General features: G+C 60.9%; 19 protein-coding genes, 1 pseudogene and 1 riboswitch. Of the genes and pseudogenes, 13 read left to right on the plus strand and 7 right to left on the minus strand.

The genetic code is table 11. The features are described 5' to 3' along the window. Positions 1-23 precede the first annotated feature (23 nt). The 6 genes from fdhD to VW35_RS12920 form a co-directional block, all read right to left on the minus strand. Positions 24-815, minus strand: coding sequence for a formate dehydrogenase accessory sulfurtransferase FdhD (fdhD, locus tag VW35_RS12895; RefSeq protein WP_046143464.1), 792 nt, complete (start codon positions 813-815; stop codon positions 24-26). Beyond that, a complete protein-coding gene (locus tag VW35_RS12900) occupies positions 812-3,097 on the minus strand; it encodes an FdhF/YdeP family oxidoreductase (protein ID WP_046143465.1) in 2,286 nt (761 codons plus the stop codon). The genes fdhD and VW35_RS12900 overlap by 4 nt, the downstream gene beginning before the upstream one ends. A gap of 119 nt (positions 3,098-3,216) precedes the next feature. Beyond that, positions 3,217-4,242, minus strand: a complete 1,026-nt coding sequence (locus tag VW35_RS12905; RefSeq protein ID WP_046143466.1) for an aldo/keto reductase — start codon at positions 4,240-4,242, stop codon at positions 3,217-3,219. A 96-nt stretch (positions 4,243-4,338) separates the two neighbouring features. Beyond that, the gene (locus VW35_RS12910) at positions 4,339-4,704 is read right to left on the minus strand and encodes a DUF2200 domain-containing protein (RefSeq protein WP_046143467.1); all 366 of its coding nucleotides are present in this window, start codon (positions 4,702-4,704) and stop codon (positions 4,339-4,341) included. A gap of 159 nt (positions 4,705-4,863) precedes the next feature. Continuing rightward, positions 4,864-5,592, minus strand: a complete 729-nt coding sequence (locus tag VW35_RS12915; RefSeq protein ID WP_046143468.1) for a PspA/IM30 family protein — start codon at positions 5,590-5,592, stop codon at positions 4,864-4,866. After that, on the minus strand, positions 5,589-6,035 hold the full coding sequence (locus VW35_RS12920; RefSeq protein ID WP_046143469.1) for a DUF2170 family protein: 447 nt from the start codon (positions 6,033-6,035) through the stop codon (positions 5,589-5,591). The genes VW35_RS12915 and VW35_RS12920 overlap by 4 nt, the downstream gene beginning before the upstream one ends. Before the next feature lie 201 nt (positions 6,036-6,236). On the opposite strand from VW35_RS12920, the gene VW35_RS12925 reads away from it, so the two are divergent. From VW35_RS12925 to metH, 10 genes and pseudogenes are all read left to right on the plus strand, one after another. Beyond that, entirely contained in the window at positions 6,237-6,896 is a 660-nt protein-coding gene (locus tag VW35_RS12925) for a DUF2491 family protein (protein WP_046143470.1), read from the plus strand. A 32-nt stretch (positions 6,897-6,928) separates the two neighbouring features. Continuing rightward, positions 6,929-7,330 carry a DUF350 domain-containing protein gene (locus VW35_RS12930; RefSeq protein WP_046143471.1) on the plus strand — a complete coding sequence of 134 codons (402 nt, stop codon included), beginning with the start codon at positions 6,929-6,931 and terminating at the stop codon, positions 7,328-7,330. Between the two features lie 11 nt (positions 7,331-7,341). Beyond that, entirely contained in the window at positions 7,342-7,926 is a 585-nt protein-coding gene (locus tag VW35_RS12935; protein WP_046143610.1) for a DUF1190 domain-containing protein, read from the plus strand. Between the two features lie 3 nt (positions 7,927-7,929). After that, positions 7,930-9,087, plus strand: coding sequence for a glutathionylspermidine synthase family protein (locus tag VW35_RS12940; protein WP_046143472.1), 1,158 nt, complete (start codon positions 7,930-7,932; stop codon positions 9,085-9,087). Between the two features lie 64 nt (positions 9,088-9,151). Next, entirely contained in the window at positions 9,152-10,048 is an 897-nt protein-coding gene (locus VW35_RS12945; protein ID WP_046143473.1) for a lipid kinase, read from the plus strand. 56 nt (positions 10,049-10,104) lie between these two features. Continuing rightward, the gene (locus tag VW35_RS12950; protein WP_046143474.1) at positions 10,105-11,181 is read left to right on the plus strand and encodes a FecCD family ABC transporter permease; all 1,077 of its coding nucleotides are present in this window, start codon (positions 10,105-10,107) and stop codon (positions 11,179-11,181) included. After that, a complete protein-coding gene (locus VW35_RS12955; protein ID WP_052951706.1) occupies positions 11,178-12,176 on the plus strand; it encodes an ABC transporter ATP-binding protein in 999 nt (332 codons plus the stop codon). Before VW35_RS12950 ends, VW35_RS12955 begins: the two co-directional genes overlap by 4 nt. Next, positions 12,173-13,420 carry an ABC transporter substrate-binding protein gene (locus VW35_RS12960; protein WP_052951707.1) on the plus strand — a complete coding sequence of 416 codons (1,248 nt, stop codon included), beginning with the start codon at positions 12,173-12,175 and terminating at the stop codon, positions 13,418-13,420. Before VW35_RS12955 ends, VW35_RS12960 begins: the two co-directional genes overlap by 4 nt. A gap of 19 nt (positions 13,421-13,439) precedes the next feature. Continuing rightward, positions 13,440-13,630, plus strand: a riboswitch (cobalamin riboswitch). A 164-nt stretch (positions 13,631-13,794) separates the two neighbouring features. Then, a complete protein-coding gene (locus VW35_RS12965) occupies positions 13,795-15,693 on the plus strand; it encodes a TonB-dependent receptor plug domain-containing protein (RefSeq protein ID WP_052951708.1) in 1,899 nt (632 codons plus the stop codon). 133 nt (positions 15,694-15,826) lie between these two features. Next, positions 15,827-19,554: pseudogene (metH, locus tag VW35_RS12975) on the plus strand (methionine synthase). On the opposite strand, the gene VW35_RS12980 reads toward metH, so the two are convergent. Continuing rightward, a complete protein-coding gene (locus VW35_RS12980) occupies positions 19,535-20,074 on the minus strand; it encodes a cob(I)yrinic acid a,c-diamide adenosyltransferase (protein ID WP_046143477.1) in 540 nt (179 codons plus the stop codon). The pseudogene metH and the gene VW35_RS12980 overlap by 20 nt on opposite strands. A gap of 102 nt (positions 20,075-20,176) precedes the next feature. Between VW35_RS12980 and msrA the strand changes: the two genes are divergently transcribed. From msrA to VW35_RS20665, 3 genes are all read left to right on the plus strand, one after another. Next, entirely contained in the window at positions 20,177-20,908 is a 732-nt protein-coding gene (gene msrA, locus VW35_RS12985) for a peptide-methionine (S)-S-oxide reductase MsrA (protein ID WP_052951709.1), read from the plus strand. 197 nt (positions 20,909-21,105) lie between these two features. Next, the gene (locus VW35_RS12990) at positions 21,106-21,654 is read left to right on the plus strand and encodes an outer membrane protein (protein ID WP_161796906.1); all 549 of its coding nucleotides are present in this window, start codon (positions 21,106-21,108) and stop codon (positions 21,652-21,654) included. 328 nt (positions 21,655-21,982) lie between these two features. Continuing rightward, the gene (locus VW35_RS20665) at positions 21,983-22,573 is read left to right on the plus strand and encodes an outer membrane protein (RefSeq protein WP_161796907.1); all 591 of its coding nucleotides are present in this window, start codon (positions 21,983-21,985) and stop codon (positions 22,571-22,573) included. Positions 22,574-22,658 lie beyond the last annotated feature (85 nt).

Genomic DNA, 22,658 nt, shown 5'->3' on the forward strand with positions numbered 1-22,658 from the left:
AAGAAACCAGTCGCGAAGTAAGCTCAGCTGCGGGCACTCGCAGCCGGTGAAAATCGTTCAAATCCGTCGCCGCGGGCCACCGCAATGACTTGAAGGCCAGCCTCGGCGGCAGTCTCGAGCGCCAGTCTTGTCGGAGCAGAGACGGCGATCAGTAGCGGGACGTCTAGCACGGTTGCCTTTTGGACGAGGTCGACGGAAATCCGACTCGTGAGCAAAAGCGCGCACTCGGTAGTGGGGAGGCGCAACTGGCGGCTTCGGCCAAGCAGTTTGTCGAGGGCGTTGTGCCGTCCGACATCTTCGCAGACGGCGAGCAGGCCGCCCTTCGGGTGCCAAAGCCCCGCAGCATGAACGGCGTGGGTTTCCGCGTTAAGGCTTTGTGCAAGACGCAGCGCGTCCATGGCCTCCATGACCTGGTGCGGGGTGAGGTCGAGCCGGGACGAAACCAAGGCTGAAGGACGTAGCGCCTGTTCGAGGCTCTCGATACCGCAGAGGCCGCAACCGGTTGGCCCAAGGGACTGCCGGCGCCGCTGCAGCAGCGCCATGGCGCGCGGCTGGTCCACCCAGAGCCGGACTTCTATCCCGCGGTGATGATCGATGACCTCGAGCCGCTCGATCTGGTCCACGCTGTCGATGACGCCCTCGCTGAGGGCAAAGCCTATACCGAAAGCTTCGAGGTCGGCCGGCGTAGCCATCATCACGGCGAGGGTCGTCCCGTTGACGACGATTGCGACCGCCGCTTCTTCGGCGATTTCGCGCTGCGCCAGGCCGCGACCCCAAGGCTCGGGATAGGAAGTGACGTGCGTGGCAAAGCTCATCGCACGATCCTCACGGGCACGGATTTTGCGGCCGGCACCTGACTGCCCTCGGCATGCTGCCAGATGGGAATGAGCACGTTGCACTCGGGGTAGTATCCCGCGCAACTGCCCTCGGGTAGGTCATAACGAACCGCGCGAAGACCGCCGAGGCGCCGCGTGACGCCATCGTCTGCAACGGTCTCGATTGTTACGCTATCGGCTTCCTTGATGCCGAAGCGCTGCATGTCCTTTTCGTTGAGGAGGATCACATCGCGCGTGCCGTGAATGCCGCGGAAGCGGTCGTCATATCCATAGACCGTCGTGTTGAACTGATCATTGCTGCGTAGCGTCATCAGACGCAGCACCTCATCATCTGAGCCGTCGTCGAAGCTGGAATGGAGAGCAGGGGGAATGACGAAGTTCGCCTTGCCGGTCTTCGTCTTCCATTCCCGATGGCTGGCGGCGATTGGCCGGCGAAAGCCTTTTGGCTCGTTCATCCGGCGATTGAAATCGGCAAACTGCTCCGGGTAGGTGCGCGCGATAGCGTCGCGAACGAGGCCATAATCGGCGACCCAGGAGTCCCAATCCACCTTAGGATTGTGTGGGAGACACGCCTTAGCAATTTCTGCGACGATGCGGGCTTCCGATAGCAGATCGGGGCTTGCCGGCTCGACCAGGGCCTTGGACTTATGAATGAAAGCGGTGCTGTCCTCGATGGTGACGATCTGTTCGCCGCTGGCCTGCCTGTCCTTTTCGATCCGCCCAAGGCAGGGGAGGAGATAAGACACCCTGCCATTGAAGAGGTGGCCGCGGTTGAGCTTGGTGGCCACTTGCACGGTGAGGCGCATGCTGGACCAGGCTTCTTCCATAGGTCCGTGATCGGGGACGGCGCGCAGGAAGTTTCCGCCGAGGCCGATGAAGGCTTCGACAGTTCCATCGATAATGCCTTTGCAGGTTTCGACGGTCGTCAGGCCTTTTTCGCGCGGGGCTGAAAAGCCGTAGAGTTCTTCCAGGCGGTCAAGCGGCACGAGCTCGGGCTTGTCGGCGATGCCCACCGTGCGCTGGCCCTGGACATTGGAGTGGCCCCGAACCGGGCAGATGCCCGCGCCTGGCCGGCCGATATTGCCGCGCAACAAGAGGAGGTTGACCAGCATCTGCACCGACTGCACGCCCAGCTTATGCTGCGTGATGCCCATGCCGTAGATGACCATTGCCGCCTTCGTGCGCGCATAAAGCCGCGCGGCCTTTTCGATGTCGGCGCGTGACAGGCCGGATTCGCGTTCGAGATCTTTCCAGTCCAGCGACAGCGCCCACACCGAGAACGCTCCAAAACCATGTGTGTGCTGGGCGATGAAATCGTGGTCGAGAAGTGGCGCTTCGCCCTTTGCCTGTGCGGCGCCATCCGCCTCGATGAGCCAGCGGCACATGCCGGCAACAACAGCTATATCGCCGCCGGGGCGCACCTGAAAATAGTCCCGCGCGATCGGTGTTTCGATGCGCGTGACCATCTGCATCGGGTCTTGTGGATTGATGAAGCGCTCAAGGCCGCGTTCTTTGAGCGGATTGAACGCGACGATCGTTGCGCCACGGTCGCTTGCTTCCTGGAGCTGGTGCAGCATTCGCGGCGCATTGGAGCCGACATTCTGCCCGAAGAAAAACAGGCCATCGGTCTTGTCGAAATCGTCGAGCGTCACTGTGCCGACCGGCACGCCAATGCTTTCAGCCAAGGCGACCGACGTCGACTCGTGGCACATGTTGGAACTGTCGGGCAGATTGTTGTTGCCGTAGAGCCTAGCGAGGAGCGCGTACATGTAGCTCGTTTCGAGCGAGGCACGGCCCGACGCATAAAAGACCGTTCGCTTCGGGTCTGTCTCGCGAATGGCGGCGAGCTCATGGCCGATGGCGGCAAAGGCTTCGGTCCAATCGACGGCGACGAACCGATCTGTCGCCGCATCGTACTTCATCGGCGTCGTCAGGCGTCCGCTGGCTTCGAGCTGATAGTCGCTCCAGGTCCGCAGTTCACTGACCGTGTGTTCCTGGAAGAACGCAGGAGTGACACGCTTCTTGGTTATCTCCCAAGCCGTAGCTTTGGCGCCATTTTCGCAGAATTCGGCAGGATGTGGTGGATAGGGTTTGGCCCAAGCACAACTCACGCACGCAAATCCGTTGGGCTTGTTCTGTTTTAGGAGAACCGCCGGCCCCTCCACGACCACATGTTCGGAGCCGAGATATTTGGCGACCGATTTGGCCGAGCCCCATCCTCCCGCGGGACCCTTATACGGCGCGATACGGATCCTGCTCATGATGTCTCCCGGTCGAAGTAACGCTTGCCGAAGGCAACGGGAGCCGGAAGCGATCGTTCCGGAAGCGGTCTACGTCCGGTCTCAAAAGTGCGAAACCGGACGCGATCGACTGCAAAGGCTCAGCGGCCGCCTTCGAGTTTGCGATTGCGCTGATTCATGCCGCCCTCGCCATAAGGATAGTCCGACATTTCAGGCTTGCTGACGGCACTGAGCGAGGCGATTTCGCCCGCCGTCAGTGTCAGATCCGCGGCGCCCAGATTGTCCTTGAGCTGTTCGGCCGTGCGCGCACCGAGAATGACAGACGTGACTGCCGGTTGAGCGGCAACCCAGGCGAGCGCGACCTGGGCCATCGAGGCGGCACGCGCATTGGCGATATCTTCGACGGCACCGATCACATCCCAGGTCCTGGCCTGGCTGTTGCGTTTTTCAAAGGCTTCCATGCCGCGCTTGGGATTTTCACCAAGCCGCGTGGCACCGGTCGGCATCTGATCGCGCTTGTATTTGCCGCTCAGCCAACCACCGCCGAGCGGCGACCAAGGCAGAAGGCCAATGTCGGCATCGAGTGCGGCCGGAACAATCTCATGCTCGATATCGCGCACGAGGAGATTGTATTGCGGCTGCAGGGTGACCGGCGGCTGATAGCCCTGCGCCTTGGCGGTCCACACCGCCTTGGTCAGTTGCCAGCCAAGGAAATTGGAAAAGCCATAATAGCCGATCTTGCCACTGGCGATGGCGTCATCGAGGAAGCGCAGGGTTTCGTCGATCGGTGTCAGAGCATCGAAGGCATGCATCTGGTAGAGATCGATGTGTTCAACCTGCAGGCGCTCGAGCGAAGCATCCAGCGCCTCGCGTAGGTTTTTACGCGAAAGCCCCAGGTGGTTGGGGCCGTCGCCCATGGGGAAACGACCTTTGGTGGTGATGACCAGGTCACGAAGCTGTTTGGTCTTGAGCCAGCGGCCGACGATTTCTTCGGAAACACCGGCGCTGTAGACATTCGCCGTATCGAGAAAATTGCCCCCGGCTTCGACGTACTCGTTCATGATCCGAATGGATGTTGCCTCGTCCGATTCTGCGCCAAAAGTCATGGTGCCGAGGCAGTAGGCGGAAACCACCGTGCCACTGTTGCCGAGCTTGCGATATTCCATCGTGAAATGTCCTCCTTAGTCGTACGCCAACGAGCCTGGATCGCCCTGGTTACCGGCGGCGCGTAATATTTTGGCTTTGTTGAAACCTGAAGGGCGTCAGACCTGCTGGGGCTGACGAAGAATTTTGGTCATCGGCCGACCCTTGGCAAGTTCATCGACGAGTTTGTCGAGATAGCGGATTTCGCGCATGGTCGGCTCGGCGATTTCTTCGATACGGACGCCGCAGATCATGCCAGTGATCTGCGACCGCGCCGCATTCATCTTCGGCGCGCGGTCAAAGAATTCCTTGAAGGTCGTGAGGTTTGAGAGCTCGGCCTCGAGCTGGCTCTGGCTATAGCCCGTCAGCCACCGCGTAACCTCGTCGACCTCGTCTTTCGAACGGCCCTTGCGCTCGGCCTTGGCGACGTAGTGCTTGTAGACACTGGCGACACTGGTTGCGTAAATCCGGTCGGTATTGTTCATCGCACTGTCCTCCCTTGGCCAGCGTGAGCCGAGACGCCTTTCCAGTCCAGCCCTTTTATAGCAACCGTAACGGCTGCGTTGCCAGTCGTTGCGGGTTCAAAAATGAAAAGGCCAGGACCCTGAGGGCCCTGGCCGTTGTCTAAAGCACCGGGAAAGACTTCAGCCGTTCTTCTTGCCGGTCGGCAGAGCAAGGGGATCCTGCGCCGGGCTCGACATCAGCTGCGCCAGGATATCATCGGCCGATTGGCTCGATCCGCCGATGCCGGCCTCGAGCAATTGCCGGTCGAGATCATTGCCGTTTTCGAGCGCGGCCAGTTCAGCGCCCGCCGCGATCCGGCCGGCGGTTGCCTCCTGGCGCTTCTTGATGCGCTCGAGGCTGTCGACTGCGCTGCCAAGACGGGTATTGATGCCGGATTGGCTATGGGCCAGCGCCGACTGCGCCTTGAGGAGGGCCTCATTGGCCTTCACATTCTCGACTTCGCGCTTCATCTGCGTGATGCGCGCTTCGGTATCCTGGATGGCGCGCAGCATCTGCTGCTGGCGTGGCAGAAGCTGATCGAGCTCGGCCTGGTCGCGCTGCAATTCGGTGCGGATCGTTGCGATCCGCTGCGCGAGACCCTGCGCGAGGTCCGTGCGGCCGGCGGCAATCGCAGCGCGGGCGCTATCGGTGTCCTTGGCTTCCTTGGCGCGATTCTCTTCGATCCGCCGCATAACGCTCTTGTTGGAAGCCATAATGCCGGCAAGGTCCGACCGCGCCTGGCGCAGGGACTGTTCGGCATCGCGGATTTCCTGGTCGAGAATCCGCATCGACTGGCTATCTGCCACGGCTTCCGCAGCTTCATTGGCGCCGCCGCGAATGGCGGTGAAAATCTTGCCCCAGGCGCTCATGCTGCGAAGTCCCCATTCTTCCATTCGTTGATCATGTCAGCTGCATCGACCGCATTGGCGGCGAGCACGGCGACTTCCTCGACCACGGCTTCAGCGCTCGAACGCGCCGAAAGTGAGCCAAACAGCTCATACCATTCTTGACCCTGGATCTGGGTGATCCCAAAGCTCGACAGCGGCACGAGCTTATGGGTGCGCAGCACCATGCGCTCGAAGGCTTCGCGGTTGGGAATGTCCTTGCACGGCGCGAGCACGACGCTGGCCAGAATGTCGCGATCCCCGCTCACGGTCACGAAGACGTCGAGATCGCCCTTTTCCTTGAGCGTCACATAAAGCACGCTGCCTTCGGGCGGCACATGCACGTCCACATCGCCAAGCGCCTCGGGGTCGGACGCAAACAGCTGCGTCAGTGTCGTGAGGTTCCAGGTATCCAAAAGGTCCTCCATGGGATCTGTCGATATCGGCCGGCTGATGCGGGCGTATACGCCCATATGGTGGTATCATCTTGTCGCCGCAACGACATTCTGACTGTGGCGACTTGTCGCTTTTGCAAAAGCGACTTGGTCTTCCTAGCATCTTGACGCATCACTACCATATTTGTCGCTGAGTTTGCGCTGCATATCGCCAAACAGCGTCGGGAGGCATGAATGATCGGTTGGTTCGGCCGCAAGAACGAGACTCGGCTGCTGCCCGTCGAGCGCGGGCCCCTTGCCGTCGGCATCGGCGGCGCGCTCGACCTTGATCTTTTGTCGCTTGAAGCCAATGCGCTGGGCGGCGATCCCGCCATGCCCTTGCCGGTCAGCGGCCCCTTCATCGTCGCCGCCTATGGCGAAGCCAAGCTCGATGCGGCCACCGTCCTCTCGCGCTATTATGACGAAGAGCACCGCATGATCCAGACCATGTCGGGCGGTGGCAAACCCGGCGATGCTGTGGAAGACATCAGCTTCTATCACCCCTGGGATAGCGTCGTGCCCTCTGGCCCAAACGAATGGTCGCGCTGGACCGGTCCGCAGGGTCTTATCGGTCTGGCCGATTACGACGCCGACGGCATCCTCTTCCGCCGCTTCTGGGGGGAGGGGCCTGATCGCGCCCCGCTCGTCGAATTCGTCGAACAGGTCGACGATGGCGAGGCGGTCCGCTCCATTCACCAGACCTGCATGCTCTATTACCGCCCTCTCGGCCAATCGCGCGAAATGCTGCTGATCAATGTGGAGCGCGATCTCGGCGAACGCGAGCGCCAGACTGGCAGCTCCGTCGAATTTCTCATCGGCTATGGGCTCACGCCTGCCGACGTCCGCCGCGTATGATCACTTGACCCCTTTTGCAACGGAGTTTCGACATGCTTGACTATGTGGCGGGCCTGCCGGCCTTCCTGGGCTATTTCGCCATCGGCTTGGCCGCTTACGGCGTCTTCGCGCTCGTCTATACGACCATCACGCCGCATCGCGAAGTCGAACTGATCCGTGCCGGCAACATGGCCGCGGTGACAGCCTTTCTCGGGGCCATCCTCGGCTTCAGCCTGCCGCTCGCCTCGGCCGTCGCCAATTCGGTCAGCATCATTGACTACATCATCTGGGCGGTCATCGGCATCCTGGCGCAGATCATGGCCTATTACATCGCCAATTTTACCCTCAAGAACCTTCATGAAAAGATCACCGCTGGCGACGTCACCGCAGGCATCTGGGGTGGCGGTATCGCGCTCGCCGTCGGCATCCTCAACGCCGCCTGCATGACCTATTGATGGAGACCGCCATGCGCAGACGTCTCAGCGGCCGCAAGCCACCGCTTCTCTCCCTCGGCACCATCGCCCTTTCCTCGATGGCCCTGTCCGCCTGTGCCGGCGACCCACCGGGCGAAGTCCTGTTCTCCTCCGTCGATCAGTGCATCACCGCCGGCATGGACGCCCAGGTCTGCCAGGCCGGCTATCAGGACGCCATGCAGGCCCACCTCGCCAATGCGCCGCGCTTCGATGGCCTTGCCGCCTGCGAAGCCGAATATGGCGCCGGCCAATGCACCGAGGAATCGACCAGCGCCACAAATAGCGGCGGTGGCGGCAGCTTCTTCACGCCCTTCCTTGCCGGCTATCTGCTGTCTTCGACCATCAACAACCTGACCGACTACAACAACTATCGCCGCACCCAGATCAACAATGGCTATGCCTATGGCTCGACCCCGATCTACCGCAATCGCAGCGGCCAGACGCTGACCCCGGGCTCGCGTCCGGGCGGCGATGTCGTCGCGCCCGGCCGCCAGACCATGCAGCCGGTCAACGTCAATACCCGCACCGTCGTCCGCCAGGGTTTTGGCGGCGGTGGCAATCACAGCTTTGGCGGCTAAGCCATGAAACGCATGACTTTTCCCGAGCGTCCCGGCTGGCGCGATAAGGCGCGCGCCGTCGGTTTCGGTTTTCATGAAATGTATGGCGAGCCCTATTGGCTCGACGATGCTGCCTATGCCTTTACGCTCGAGGAAATCGAAGAGCGTATCGAAGCCCCGAGCGAAGAGCTGCACGAGATGTGCATGGACCTCGTGGGCGACATCGTCGCGAGCGAAGAAGACCTCGATCGCCTCGCCGTGCCCGAAGACCTGCGCGATCTCGTCCGCTCATCCTGGCAGCGCGGCGACCGACATCTCTATGGCCGTTTCGATCTCGCCTATGACGGCACGGGCCCGGTCAAACTCCTTGAATACAATGCCGATACGCCCACCTCGATCTTCGAGACGGCTTTTTTCCAATACAATTGGCTGACTGATCAGATCGAAGCCGGCGTGCTGCCCGAAGACGCGGACCAGTTTAATTCGGTCCAGGAAAGCCTGATCGAAGCCTTTTCCAGCTTTTCGTCCGATTCGATCTTTCACTTCGCGGCCATGACCGACAATGAGGAAGATCGCGGCACGACGGTCTACCTGATGGATTGCGCGAGCCAGGCCGGCCATCGCGTTGAACTCCTCGACATCAAGGATATCGGCGTCGACGCCCAGGGCCGCTTCACCGATCTTCAAGACCGCGTCATCGACCGCTGCTTCAAGCTCTATCCGTGGGAATTCATGCTGCGCGAAAAATTCGCTGAGCATCTCCCGAAATCTGGCCACGTCTTCGTCGAGCCCGCTTGGAAAGCCGTACTTTCCAACAAGGGCCTCCTGCCGCTTCTTTGGAAGCGCTATCCCAACCACCCGAACCTCTTGCCCGCCTTTTCCGAAGACGATCCCGCAGCCCAAAGCCTCACGAGCTTCGTTCGAAAACCGCTCCTTTCCCGCGAAGGCGAAAACGTCACCATCATGACCGAGGGCAGGGAGCTCGCCGCCGCACCGGGCGACTATGGCGCCGAAGGCTTCGTCATCCAGCAATATGCGCCCCTGTTTGAGAGCGAAGGCGGTTATGCCGTCCTCGGCAGCTGGATAGTCGGCGATCGCGCTTGCGGCCTTGGCGTCCGCGAGGATCGCTCCCGCATCACCGCCAATCTGTCGCGCTTCGTGCCGCACGTCATTCTTGAATGAACCGGTCTTGAGGTCGCCTCGTTTGAACGCCATCTGACAAGCCTCTCAAATTAAGGTCTCCCCGATGAGCGTTGCACCGCTTGCCCGCCGCCGCGCTCTGATGCTGGTCAACCCCAACGCGCGGCGCGGTTCCGAAGCGCTTGATCCCGTCATCGCCCGCCTTGCCCAAGGCGGTGTCGACGCGGTCATCGAGCGCTTCGAAACACCGGAAGAGGTCTCGGCCGACATTGCCCGCCGCCGCCACGAAGCCGATCTTGTCATCGTTTGCGGCGGCGACGGCACAATCAATTCCGCCGCCAAGGGCATTTTGGAAACCGGCCTCCCCATGGGCATCATGCCGATGGGCACCGCCAACGATCTCGCCCGCACGCTCGGCGTCCCGGACGATCTGCTCAAGGCCGCCGATATCGTCGCTGCCGGCAATCTTCGGCGCGTCGATCTCGGCGAGGTCAATGGTTGCCCCTTCTTCAACGTCGCCAGCATGGGCCTCAGTGTCGATCTCGCCAAGGGCTTGACCCCCGAAGCCAAGCGCCGCTGGGGCAAGCTCGGCTATGCTCTCGCGGCCCTGAAGGTCGCGACCCGGGCCGAGCGATTTCGCGCCGAAATCGTCAGCGACACCGGCCGCGTCAAGGTCAAGACGCTGCAGATCGCGGTCGGCAATGGCGTCCATTATGGCGGTGGCACCAAGATCCACGCCGATGCCACCATCAATGACGGGCACCTCGATCTCTATAGTCTCGAACTCAAGAACGTCTGGAAATTCGGCCTGATGCTCGGGGCCTTCCGCCGCGGCGAACACGGCGCCTGGGACGAAGTGCGCACCGCCAAGAGCACCGAATTCGACATCCGTACCGAAACGCCCATGCCGATCAACACCGACGGCGATCTGGTGACGGAAACTCCGGCCCACTTCATCATCCGCCCCGATGCAATCTCGGTTTTTGCGCCGCGTAGACCTTGAGCCGCATCCCGATTTGTGGTGCTTCTGCACCATGCGCAGCAGGCCGGGCGGCATTGATGACTTTGGATAGTACTGACGCTCTGCGACACCGCATCGACCGGCGCAACAGGATCGCGCTCGCTCTTGCCGCGGCGCTGCTGGCCATCAGTTTCGTCGCGGCCATCTGCCTTGGGTCGACATCGATACCCATCCAGTCCGTCCTTGCCGCGCTGAGCGGACAGACGTCGAACACAAATCCCGACATTGGAATTATTCGGTCAATTCGCCTGCCGCGTGCGGTGACTGCAGCGCTGGCGGGCGCTGCATTGGGGATCGCCGGGCTGCAGATGCAGACGCTGCTTCGCAATCCGCTGGCCGATCCTTTCGTCCTTGGCATCACATCTGGCGCGAGCCTCGGCGTGGCGCTTCTGGTGTTCGGTACCGGTGGTGCTATCGGAACGCTCACCTTGAGTGGCTTCGGCATGAGCAGCAGCGTTGCCATTGTGGTGGCAGCAACGCTCGGCGGGCTACTGGTTCTCGTGCCGACGCTGATGATCGCCGCGCGTCTTCAGAACGCCGCAACAGTTTTGATTTTTGGTCTCATGACGGGATATGCCGTCTCGGCCCTCGTGACGCTTCTGGTTGCCGGGGCACGGCCTGATCAATTGGCGCGTTGGGTCGCCTGGGGTTTCGGCTCGTTTGGGGCGACGACGTGGACTGAGCTGAGCGTAATGATTCCCGTCGTTCTCATCGCTCTTCTTGTCGCAGCGTTCGGCACCAAGCAGCTCAATGCCCTGCTGCTGGGCGAAAACTATGCCCTATCGATGGGCCTCAATACGCGCATGATGCGTCTGGTGACGATGGCCTCGGCTTCGCTCCTCGCCGGCGCAGCCACGGCCTTTTGCGGGCCGATAGGATTTTTGGGCGTCGCCGTGCCGCATATCTCCCGTGCTGTTCTTAAAACATCGGATCATCGCCTGCTCGTGCCCGCGACGATCATGCTGGGCGCGACGCTGGCCCTCATGGCGCAATTGATTTCTCTACTGCCGGGGCAACTCGGCGTACTGCCTCTCAACGCCGTCACGGCGCTGATCGGTGCGCCGGTTGTTGCCTATGTAATCCTCCGTTCGCGCCGCGGAATTTTTGTCGGATGAGTGCCCTTGAAGCGCGCGATCTCGCCATCGGATACCGCCGGCGCAAAGTCCTCGATCACCTCGATCTGACGCTTGAGACAGGTGAACTGGTCTGTCTTCTGGGGCCGAACGGTACCGGCAAGTCCACGCTTCTCCAGACGCTCGGCGGCATGCTGCCAGCCTTAGAAGGCGACATTTTGATAGACGGCTCAGCCATCGCCGCTATGTCTGCAGCCGAACGCGCGCGGCGCCTCGCCACCGTCCTGACGGAAAAGGTCGAGGTCGGTTCACTCCTTGCGCGGCAACTGGTCGAGCTCGGGCGTTACCCCCACACCAATTGGTCCGGCCTGCTGGGAGTACATGATCGCCGCGTTGTCGACCGGGCGATCGGGATGGTCGATGCTGCGCACCTGGCAGAGCGCGACGTCAACGAACTGTCCGATGGCGAGCGGCAGCGTCTGATGATCGCCCGGGCGCTGGCGCAAGAGCCCAAGGTTCTGCTGCTCGATGAACCGTCTGCCTTTCTCGACGTTTCGGCGCGCGTGGAAATCATGGCCATGCTGCGCCAGCTCGCGCGCGAAAACAGCGTCGCCGTCATCGTTTCCAGCCACGACCTGGAACAGTCCTTGCGCTTTGCCGACACGATCTGGCTCATCAATGAAACCGGCGAATGCCATACCGGCGCACCGGAGGACCTTTTGGCGGACGGCACGATTGGGCAGACCTTCGCCACTGATCGGGTCGACTTTGAGTCACGAGATCGCTCATTCCACCTGCGGCGGTGGCCGCAGGCATTGGCTTCTCTAGACGGCACTCCCGAAAAACGTGCGTTGGCTGAAAGCGTCTTGCGGCGAGAAGGCTTTGGCGTTGTAGAAGCGCGAGAGCAACCAAGTCTTTCGATATCCCTACTCGATGCGGGATGGACCGCCGATATGTCTGGTGTCAGAGGGCAGGGTGCTACATTCGGCGACCTCGCGCGGTTTTTGCGCAAGGGTAACAGGCAGGCTACCAAATGATCCGTTTGCATCGAGGCCTTACGATCCTGGTCGCCATGTGGGCATTTACCGGAGCAACCGCGGCCGCTGAGCCAAAGTTCGACGCCGATGGCTGCGCCGTGGATTTCGATCCGCAGACGGACTATTTCCCCACAAAGTCCGACGTGGCCTTTTCGGACAATTTCTCCGTCGAATATTCCGGTCACTTCAAGGTCGTGACTGTCGCACGTCCATTTCCGGGCGGCGCAGCGGAGCGCTACATTCTCGTCCAATGCGGCACGCCCGAGCCGGCGCTTGAACCGGATCTTGCCGCCGCGCCGCGCATCACCATTCCTGTCCGATCCCTTTTTGTCGGGAGCACCTCTGAAAACCCCGCACTTGTCGCGATCGGTGCCGTCGACGCCGTCACCGGCGTAGCGCAGAAGGATCTTATCGCGACCCCTGAAATCCTCGCTCACGTTCAAAGCGATGCTACTGTGCAATATCACGGGGCGGGGGTCTTTGATGTGGAGGCTGTCGTCGCCGCCGCGCCGGATGTGCTGATGGCAGGCGGCAGCGGCGAGCCGGAACTTCAACGTATCGCGGCCGCTGGCATTCCGGTGGTCAACTTTGCCGACTGGCAGGACAGTTCGCCGCTTGGGCGCGCCGAATGGGTAAAGTTCTTGGGGCTGTTCTTTAACGCCGAGCAAAAGGCCAACGCCGCCTTTGATGAGGTGACAAAGCAGTATCAAACGGCGCAAGCGCTGGTGGTCGACGTCGAAAGCGCTGATCGCCCACTCGTTCTGAGCGGCCAGCCCTTTGGCGGCATTTTTTTTGCCGCAGGCGGACGATCCTTCGTTGCTCAATTCATCAAAGATGCCGGCGGTACCTACCTTTTTGCCGACGACACCAGCACAGGCAGCTTCCAGATCGGCGATCTCGAGCGGTTGATCGTCGCGGCGCGTGAAGCCGATGTCTGGATTCAGGCGTCGATGAACTACCGGTCGCTTGCCGATATCGCGGACGATGACCCACGGCTAGCGGAACTGCCGGCCGCGAAGAACGGCGCGGTCTGGATTCCAGATGCACTCAAGGGCTCAAATGGCGGGGTCGAATTCTACGAGCTGGGCACGATGCGACCCGACCTTGTGCTGATGGATCTGATCTCCATTTTCCATCCGGAAAAGCTGCCCGGTCGTCAACGCGTCTTTTATCGGTCCATCACACTCGACCAAGACAGTGCCAAGGCTGTGGAGAGACATATAAAGAATCCTTTATATCATTGACTCGCTGCCACCCTTTCGCCATTTTCGATCCGTCCATGGTCCCCGCGAGGGGATAATAGGGAAGCCGGTCCGGGATCCATCCCAAGTCCGGCGCTGCCCCCGCAACTGTCGGCGGAGACGGCGCTTCATTGTCCACTGGCCGTCGGCTGGGAAGGCGAAGCGCCGGTTTGATCCGCAAGCCAGGAGACCTGCCACGGACTGAAAATCCATTTCAGGCTGATCGGGCGGATCGGCTGGAGGACAGGTTCGATGCTGAGCATTCGTAGACGTTTGCCGCCGCGCTGCTGATCGCGGCCACTCATTCCATTTCAATTTTCTGGCGCGCCCGCTTCCGCTGCGGAGGCCGAGGCGTCGCGCCGATCCGAAAGCTCATCATGCGTTCAGAGTCTCAGATTTCTTCGCTCGTCCTGCTGGCGACCGTTCTCGCCCCAATCGTTCCGGCAGTCGCCCAGAGCACTATCCTGCCAACTCTCGTCATCAATGCCGGCGGCCTCACGCCTTTCGAGGAAAAGGAAATTGGCCGCTCGGTCACCGTGATCGATGGCCAGACGATAGCGCAGATGGGCACGCCCTATGTAGCTGACGTGCTGCGCATGGTTCCGGGCTTTGCAGTGTCGCGAACGGGCTCCTTCGGCAACAAGACCCAGATTCGGGTACGCGGCGCTGAAGCGAACCAAGTCCTCGTATTGATCGACGGCGTTCCGGTTGGCGAACCCTCTGATGGCGAGTTCGATTTCGGACGGCTTGCCGTGGCCAATATCGAGCGCATCGAGATTCTGCGCGGCCCGCAGAGCGCCTTCTGGGGCGCGAATGCCATGGCAGGCGTGATCAACATCGTCACCAAGTCGACCACCGAAAATGGTGTGCACGGCAGTGTCGCTGGCGAGGTCGGGTCGGACGGCACGCGCATGACCAGTGGTGCCCTGCAATATGGCCAGGACAATTTCGACGCCTCCGGATCGGTGACGCTGCGCGGCACGGATGGGTTCAATATCTCGTCCTTCGGCGGCGAGCTCGATGGTGCTACGCATATCGATGCCAATGCTCGCTTCCGGGCCGACATAACGCCGCAACTGACCCTCGACGGTACGATCCGTTACGGGCACCTCTATGCCGATGCCGATGGTCAGGATTTTTCGGGCATCGTTCAGGACACCTTGGACACTGCGCGCGTCAACGAGCTCTATGGCGCCCTTGGGCTCGGCTGGACAAGCGAAGATGGCCTCTGGTTCCAGAACGCCCGAGTGAGCGGGGGAACTGTCGAGCGCTTCGCCAACGATCAGTTCGGCGATTCTCTCAACACCGGCGATCGCTACAAGGCTTCTTATCAGGTCGGCCGAACCTTCGAGACGCCGGACGTCCTCGACAGTACGCACACGATCACGCTTGGCTACGACCTCGTCCACGAAACCTTCCAGCAACTTGTGCCGGCCCGGCTCGACCAGCAGAAGCGCACGACGCATTCGCTCGTCGGCGAATATCGTGGCACTTATTACGATCAGGTCTTCCTGACGGCCGCGCTGCGCCACGATTTCAACGAAGGGTTTGCCGACGTCACCACTTATAGCCTCAGCGGTGCTTGGCAGGTGCCCGATACCGGCACGCGCGTCCACGCTTCGCTTGGCACGGGCTCAACCAATCCAACCTTTTACGAGCAGTTCGGCTTCAATCCTGCGCTCTTCATCCCCAATCCTGCGCTGGTGCCAGAGTCGAGCTTCGGCTGGGATGTCGGCGTTGAGCAGAGCCTGCTCGATGGCGTCGTTGTGGTCGATGCCACCTACTTTAACCAGACGCTTGAAAACCAGATCCAGACCCAGGGCTTCGCGCCGAGCACGGTGGTCAATCTCGTCGGCACTAGCAAGCGGCAGGGCGTCGAATTGACCGCGCGGGTCAATGTCGTCGAGGGTCTGAGCGCCGGGGTCACCTACACCTATGTCGATGCCCGCAAGCCAGATGGCAGCCGGGAAATTCGCCGTCCCGAGCACTCCGGCGCGATCGACGTGGCTTATTCGTTTGCCGAAATTCCGCTAACGCTGCACGGCGAGGTGGTGTTGACCGGCGACAATCTCGACACCGACTTCTCGACTTTCCCGGCGACGAACGTGACCTTGCCGGCCCATGCTGTTGTCAATGGCGGTTTCAACTATAAGGTCAGCGATCAGGTTGAAGTCTATGGCCGCGTCCAGAACATCTTCGATACCAAATACCAGGAAGTCCTTGGCTACAATACGCAGGGCCGCACCTTCTACGCAGGCGCGAAGGCGAGCTTCTGAAGCGCCCCTTGTCTTGAGCGGGACGCTGGCTTGCGCGTTAGGCCCTACTCGGCCCGGCGCAGAGACCCCATATCGCACCTGGCTTTTCTTTCGGGGCATCCCTCGCTAAAAGGCCAGGAAAGACGAGGTCACTATGCCGGCAATCCCATCTCCGAGCCGTAAAGCACTGGAAAAACTGGCGCGCGAGCGCATCCTGATTCTGGATGGCGCGATGGGTACGCAGATTCAAGGTCTGGGCCTTGGCGAAGACGATTTCGTCGGTCATGGCTCGGGCCACGCCTGCCGCCACCATTCCGACCATCCGCAGAAGGGCAACAATGACCTGCTCATTCTGACCCAGCCGGAGGCGATCGAAGAAATCCACTTCAAATACGCCATGGCTGGCGCCGATATCGTCGAGACCAATACGTTCTCGGCGACCACCATTGCCCAGGCCGACTACGGCATGGAATCGGCTGTGCATGATCTTAACGTCGAAGGCGCTCGCATCGTGCGCCGCGCGCTTGATCGCGCCACCGCTATCGACGGTAAGCCCCGCTTTGTTGCAGGCGCTGTCGGGCCGACCAACCGCACGGCATCCATCAGCCCCGACGTCAACAATCCCGGCTTCCGCGCGGTGACGTTCGAAGACCTGCGAAAGGCCTATTCGCAGCAGGTCAACGGCCTCATCGAAGGCGGCGCCGACGTCATCCTCATCGAGACGATCTTCGATACACTCAACGCCAAGGCCGCGATCTTTGCCTGCATGGAAGCCTTCGAGCGCACCGGAATTGCCCTGCCGATGATGATCTCGGGGACCATCACGGACGCTTCCGGCCGCACGCTGACGGGCCAGACGCCGACGGCATTCTGGCACTCGGTCAAGCATTCGCGTCCTTTCACCATCGGGCTCAATTGCGCGCTCGGCGCTGAAGCCATGCGGCCTCATATGGCTGAAATCGCCAGCGTCGCCGACACCTTCACCTGCGCCTATCCCAATGCCGGCCTGCCCAACGCCTTCGGTCAGTATGACGAGGGCCCGGAAGATACGGCAAAGCAGGTGGGCGAGTTCGCCCGCGAAGGCATCGTCAATGTCGTCGGCGGTTGCTGCGGCACGACACCAGACCACATCCGCGCTATTGCCGCTGCCGTTGCAGGCGTTCCGCCGAGGGTCGTGCATTGAGCCGTTATCTGCGCCTTTCCGGCCTCGAGCCGTTCGTTCTCACGCCCGACATTCCATTCGTTAATATCGGCGAACGGACCAACGTCACCGGCAGCGCCCGCTTCCGCAAGCTGATTACCGCGCGCGACTATGCGGCGGCCCTTGAAGTGGCGCGCGACCAGGTCGAGAACGGCGCCCAGATCATCGACGTCAACATGGACGAAGGCCTGATCGACTCCAAGGCGGCGATGGTCGAGTTCCTCAACCTGATCGCCTCGGAGCCTGAGATCGCCCGCGTACCGGTGATGATCGATAGCTCAAAATGGGAAGTCATCGAGGCCGGCTTGCAGTGCGTGCAGGGCAAGCCGATCGTCAATTCGATCTCGCTCAAGGAAGGCGAAGAACAGTTCCGGCATTATGCCAATCTCTGCCTCGCCTATGGCGCCGCCGTCGTCGTCATGGCCTTCGACGAGCAGGGCCAGGCCGATAACTATCAGCGCAAGATCGACATCTGCGCGCGCGCCTACAAAATCCTCGTCGATGAGCTGGGCTTCCCGCCCGAAGACATCATCTTTGACCCCAACGTGTTCGCCGTTGCCACCGGCATCGAAGAACACGACAATTACGGCGTCGATTTCATTGAAGCGACGCGCTGGATCCGCCAGAACCTGCCCTATGCGCATATCTCAGGCGGCGTCTCCAATCTTTCCTTCAGCTTCCGCGGCAACGAGCCAGTGCGTGAGGCGATGCATGCGGTGTTTCTCTACCATGCCATCAAGGCGGGGATGGATATGGGCATCGTCAATGCCGGGCAGCTGGCGGTTTATGACCAGATCGACCCGGAGTTGCGTGAAGCCTGCGAGGACGTCGTGCTCAACCGCACGCCCAAGTCTGGCGGCACGGCAACGGAGCGGATGCTCGAGATCGCCGAGCGCTTCAAGGGCGGCGCGCGCGAAGAAAAGGTGCGCGATCTTGCCTGGCGCGAATGGCCGGTCGCAAAGCGTCTGGAGCACGCACTGGTCAACGGCATCACTGAATTCATCGAGGCCGACACCGAGGAAGCGCGGCAAAATGCCGAGCGCCCCTTGCACGTGATCGAAGGCCCGCTGATGGCGGGCATGAACGTCGTGGGCGACCTTTTCGGCGCTGGCAAGATGTTCCTGCCGCAGGTGGTGAAGTCCGCACGCGTAATGAAACAGGCCGTCGCTGTCCTCCTGCCCTATATGGAAGCCGAAAAGGCGGCCATTGGCGGCTCGCAGCGTCAGTCGGCTGGCAAGATTCTGATGGCGACCGTCAAGGGCGACGTGCACGATATCGGCAAGAACATCGTCGGCGTCGTGCTCGCCTGCAACAATTACGAGATCGTCGATCTCGGCGTCATGGTACCGCCGCAAAAGATCTTGGAAATGGCCCGCGCCGAAAATGTCGACGTCATCGGATTGTCGGGTCTTATCACGCCATCGCTCGACGAAATGGTGCATCTCGCCTCTGAAATGGAGCGCGAAGGCTTTGACATCCCCCTGCTGATCGGTGGCGCGACGACCTCGCGCGTGCATACCGCGGTCAAGATCGCGCCGCGTTATACCAAGGGCCAGGCGATCTACGTCACCGACGCCAGCCGCGCAGTCGGCGTCGTCGGCCAGCTTCTCTCCGAAACGATGAAGCCGGACTATGTCGCCAGCATTCGCGCCGAATATGTGGAAGTCGCTGAAAAGCACGAACGCGCCGAACTTGCCAAGCAGCGCCTGCCGCTGACATCCGCCCGTGCCAATCATTTCAAGATTGATTGGTCCGATTATAAGGTCAACGCCCCCAAATTCCTCGGCACGCTCGTTATCGACGATTGGGATCTCGCCGAAATCGCCAAATATATCGACTGGACGCCGTTCTTCCAGACTTGGGAGCTTAAGGGCGTCTATCCGCGTATTCTCGACGATGAAAAGCAGGGCGAGGTTGCCCGCCAGCTTTTCGCCGATGCGCAGGACATGCTGAAGCGGGTCATTGCGGAAAACTGGTTCAAGCCGCGCGCCGTCGTCGGCTTCTGGCCAGCCAATGCCGAGGGGGACGACATCCGTCTCTTCACGGGCGAAGATCGCGCCAAAGAACTCGCGACGCTCTACACGCTCCGCCAGCAGACATCCAAGCGCGCCGACAGCCCCAATGTGGCGCTTGCCGATTTTGTCGCGCCGATCGGTAGGCCCGATTATGTCGGTGGCTTTGTGGTCACGGCGGGGCCGGAAGAAAACGAAATCGCCGAGCGATTCAAGCGCGCCAACGACGATTTCGGATCGATCATGGTCAAGGCGCTGGCCGATCGATACGCCGAAGCCATGGCCGAAATGCTGCATCAGCGCGTGCGTAGGGACCTTTGGGGTTATGCCTCGGATGAGACCTTCGCGCCCAACGAACTGATCGGCGAACCCTATCGCGGCATCCGGCCCGCTCCGGGTTACCCGGCCCAGCCGGACCATACCGAGAAAATCACGCTCTTCCGTCTGCTCGATGCTGAAGCCAAAACCGGCGTGCAACTGACCGAGAGCATGGCCATGTGGCCGGGCTCATCCGTGTCGGGTATCTATATCGGTCATCCCGACGCCTATTATTTTGGGGTCGCCAAGGTCGAGCGCGACCAGGTGCTCGACTATGCCAGCCGCAAGGGCATGGACATCGCCGAGGTCGAACGCTGGCTTGCGCCGGTGCTCAACTATATTCCCGCCTAGGCCGCCAGTACCGCTCGCTGCCGCCCGAGGCGACGCGGGCGGCAATGAACAGCAAGTCCGACAGCCGGTTGAGATAGATTCGACCCGGCGCGGTTCGCTCGTCGTCGAGCGACAAGAGCCGGCGCTCGGCGCGCCGGCAGACTGTCCGCGCCATGTGCAGCGACGCAACGGCGGCCGAACCGCCGGGCAGGATGAACTCCTTGAGTGGCGGAAGATTCGCGTTCCAATTGGAAACGACCTTTTCGAGCCGCTCAATGTGATCATCGGTCAGCACGGCGTGACCGGGCATCGAAAGCGCGCCACCCAGGTCGAACAGATCGTGCTGGATATCGATGAGCACTTTGCAGATCTCCGCATCGCTCTGCTGGCTTTCGGCGAACCCGATGGCGCTGTTGAGTTCATCCACCTCGCCCATTGCCTCGATGAGCGGGGCGTCCTTTCGCAGGCGCGACCCATCCGTCAGGCCAGTGGTCCCATCATCGCCGGTGCGCGTAACGATCCTAGAAAGCCGGTGTCCCAATCGTGTCTCCGTCTACGGCAGCGTTGTTCCGCCGTCTGTTCAGCATTTTGTGTGTAACTGCAAAGGGGCAGGGGACGTATGGTGGTCAATAGGAGGGTTCAAATGCAATCCCGTACATCCCCATTTCAAGTTTCCCGTCGTTCTTTCCTTGGTGGTCTGGCTGCCTTGCCGGTCCTTGGTTACGCGCTGACGCCAGTGCTGAGTCGGGCACAGGAAGCGCCCGTCGAGATCCCGCCGCCCGAAAAAGACCTCGCCGAAACCGGCAGTTCTGCCGTCGCCGTTCTGGCAGGTGGCTGTTTCTGGGGCGTCCAAGGCGTGTTCCAGCGGGTCAAAGGCGTGACCAATGCCGTTTCCGGATATGCCGGCGGCGCCAAGGAAACCGCGACCTACGACCAGACTTCGCGCGGTGACACGGGCCACGCAGAAACCGTCGAGATCACGTATGATCCCTCAGTCGTCACCTTTGGCAAGCTTCTGCAGATCTACTTCTCGGTGGCGCACAATCCGACTCAGCTCAATTACCAAGGGCCCGACCACGGCACGCAATACCGTTCCACCATTTTCGCGGTAAACGACGCCCAGGCAGATGTTGCCCGCGCCTATATCGCGCAGCTTGATGTGACGAAACGCTTCGAAGGTCCGATCGTTACGACAATGGAGCCGCTCAAGGGCTTCTATCCGGCAGAGCAGTATCACCAGGATTTTCTGACGCTCAACCCGACCTGGCCCTACATCGTTCACAACGACTTGCCCAAAATCGACGCCCTGGCGGCCCTCTTCCCGCAGGAATATCGCGCCGAACCTGTGCTGGTGGGAGAATTGGCTACCAGCTGATTACGGGCTCGGCCACTGCCTCCTGGTGTTGACCGAGCGCCCATTTCTCGCCCGATTGCGGCGCAAAACTCGCTTCCGTGACAGCCGGTGCGAGAATTTCGCATTTTCTGAAGGGAATGGGTCTGGTCGGCGGAACGGAGGGGAGAAAGATTCCGTTCTTTCTTGACCTGATCGTTGCAGAGCTAAGGAGAAACGCGATGCGCACATCCTTGAACGTCGTTCTGGCAGTTTGCGCTACCGCACTGTCCACGAGCGGAGCTTTTGCTGCCGATCTCATCACCGTGCCGACAAGCGCTTCCGTCGCTGAAATTCCGATCCACCAGGATACGGGCTTTGATTGGAGCGGTTTTTACGCTGGGCTCTACGCCGGCGTCCAGAATAGTCCCGCTGGTGGCATGCAATACGGCGCCGGCGTCATGGCTGGTGTAAACGCCCAGTTCGATTTCTACCTGCTCGGCACTGAAGTTGCGGTGGAGGGCATCAGCGGCGGCAATACCAACACAAGCTATGGTCAGCTGCTGGCGCGAGCCGGTCTGGTCATTTCCGACAATGTGCTGGTTTATGCCGCAGGTGGGTATGGCATCGATCTTGGCGTCCCCGAGGAGAGCGACGCTCTGCTCGGTGGTGGCGTCGAGGTTGCCGTCACCGACAACGTCTCCATGCGAGCGCAATACCTCCATGGATTTCCAATAGACGGCGGCAATCCGAAGGATCAGTTCACGGTCGGCGCCGCCTTCCATTTTTAAGTTGCGCATTCGATTCTAAAGCGAATCTGAAAAACGGCCTCGCAAATGTTGCGAGGCCGTTTGCATTTGGGGCAGCAATGTGGCAACGTGCCTTTCGACTGCCTCATTTGGATTTTTGTTGCGCCACGCTGTGGACAACTTTCTGGCCGTCCGATGCGTCAATTTGTATCAAATTGAGCCAAATGCGCGACCTTGTTGCAACACCGCGCCACTTTTGGTCACGAAAACTTATCCTCGTCGCCCAATATATGTGCGTGCGGGGTTGCCACTTTTTGCTCCTTGAGTCATTTAACCAGCGACTACGGTTAACTCTATGGGAGTGCAAGATATGTTTGTACGTTCTCTCTCGCTCGGCGTTGCTGCCGCTGCCGTTATGGTTGGTGGCGCTCAGGCTGCTGACCTCATCATCCCGACCACTCCGCAGCCGATCTATGAATCTGCTGGTTTCGATTGGGAAGGCCTCTATGCGGGTGCTCGTATCGGCGCTCAGTGGGTCGGCACCAACGACTACGGCAACATTCCTGCCGGCGCTTCGATCACCCAGGGTGTTGTCGGTGCCGCCGTCGGCGTGAACTTCATCCCCGTCGACCCCTTCCTGCTCGGCGCTGAAGTCACCGGCGACTATGTCTGGGGCAACAACCTCTCGACCGGCGAATTCTTTGCTAACCTCCGCGCTGGCGCTGTCGTGACCGACAACGTCCTCGTCTACGCCCTCGGCGGTGTTGGCGTTCAGAGCGGCCCGAACAACAGCAGCACCACCGGCCTCTATCAGCTCGGCGGCGGCGTCGAAGTTGCTGTGACCGATGCCATCACCGTTCGCGGTGAAATCGTCGGCCAGGGTGACTTCAACAACACTGGCGCTTCTGACCCGTTCTTTGAAACGGCCAAGGCCACCGTCGGCGTGTTCTACCACTTCTAAGATTTGCCGCGGCGGAATCACCGCCGCGACGATTTCTTGCAAACCCTGCGGCGAGCCGGTTTTCCGGTTCGCCGTTTGTGTTTTT

The organism is Devosia soli, assembly GCF_000970455.1.
Lineage (GTDB): Bacteria > Pseudomonadota > Alphaproteobacteria > Rhizobiales > Devosiaceae > Devosia > Devosia soli.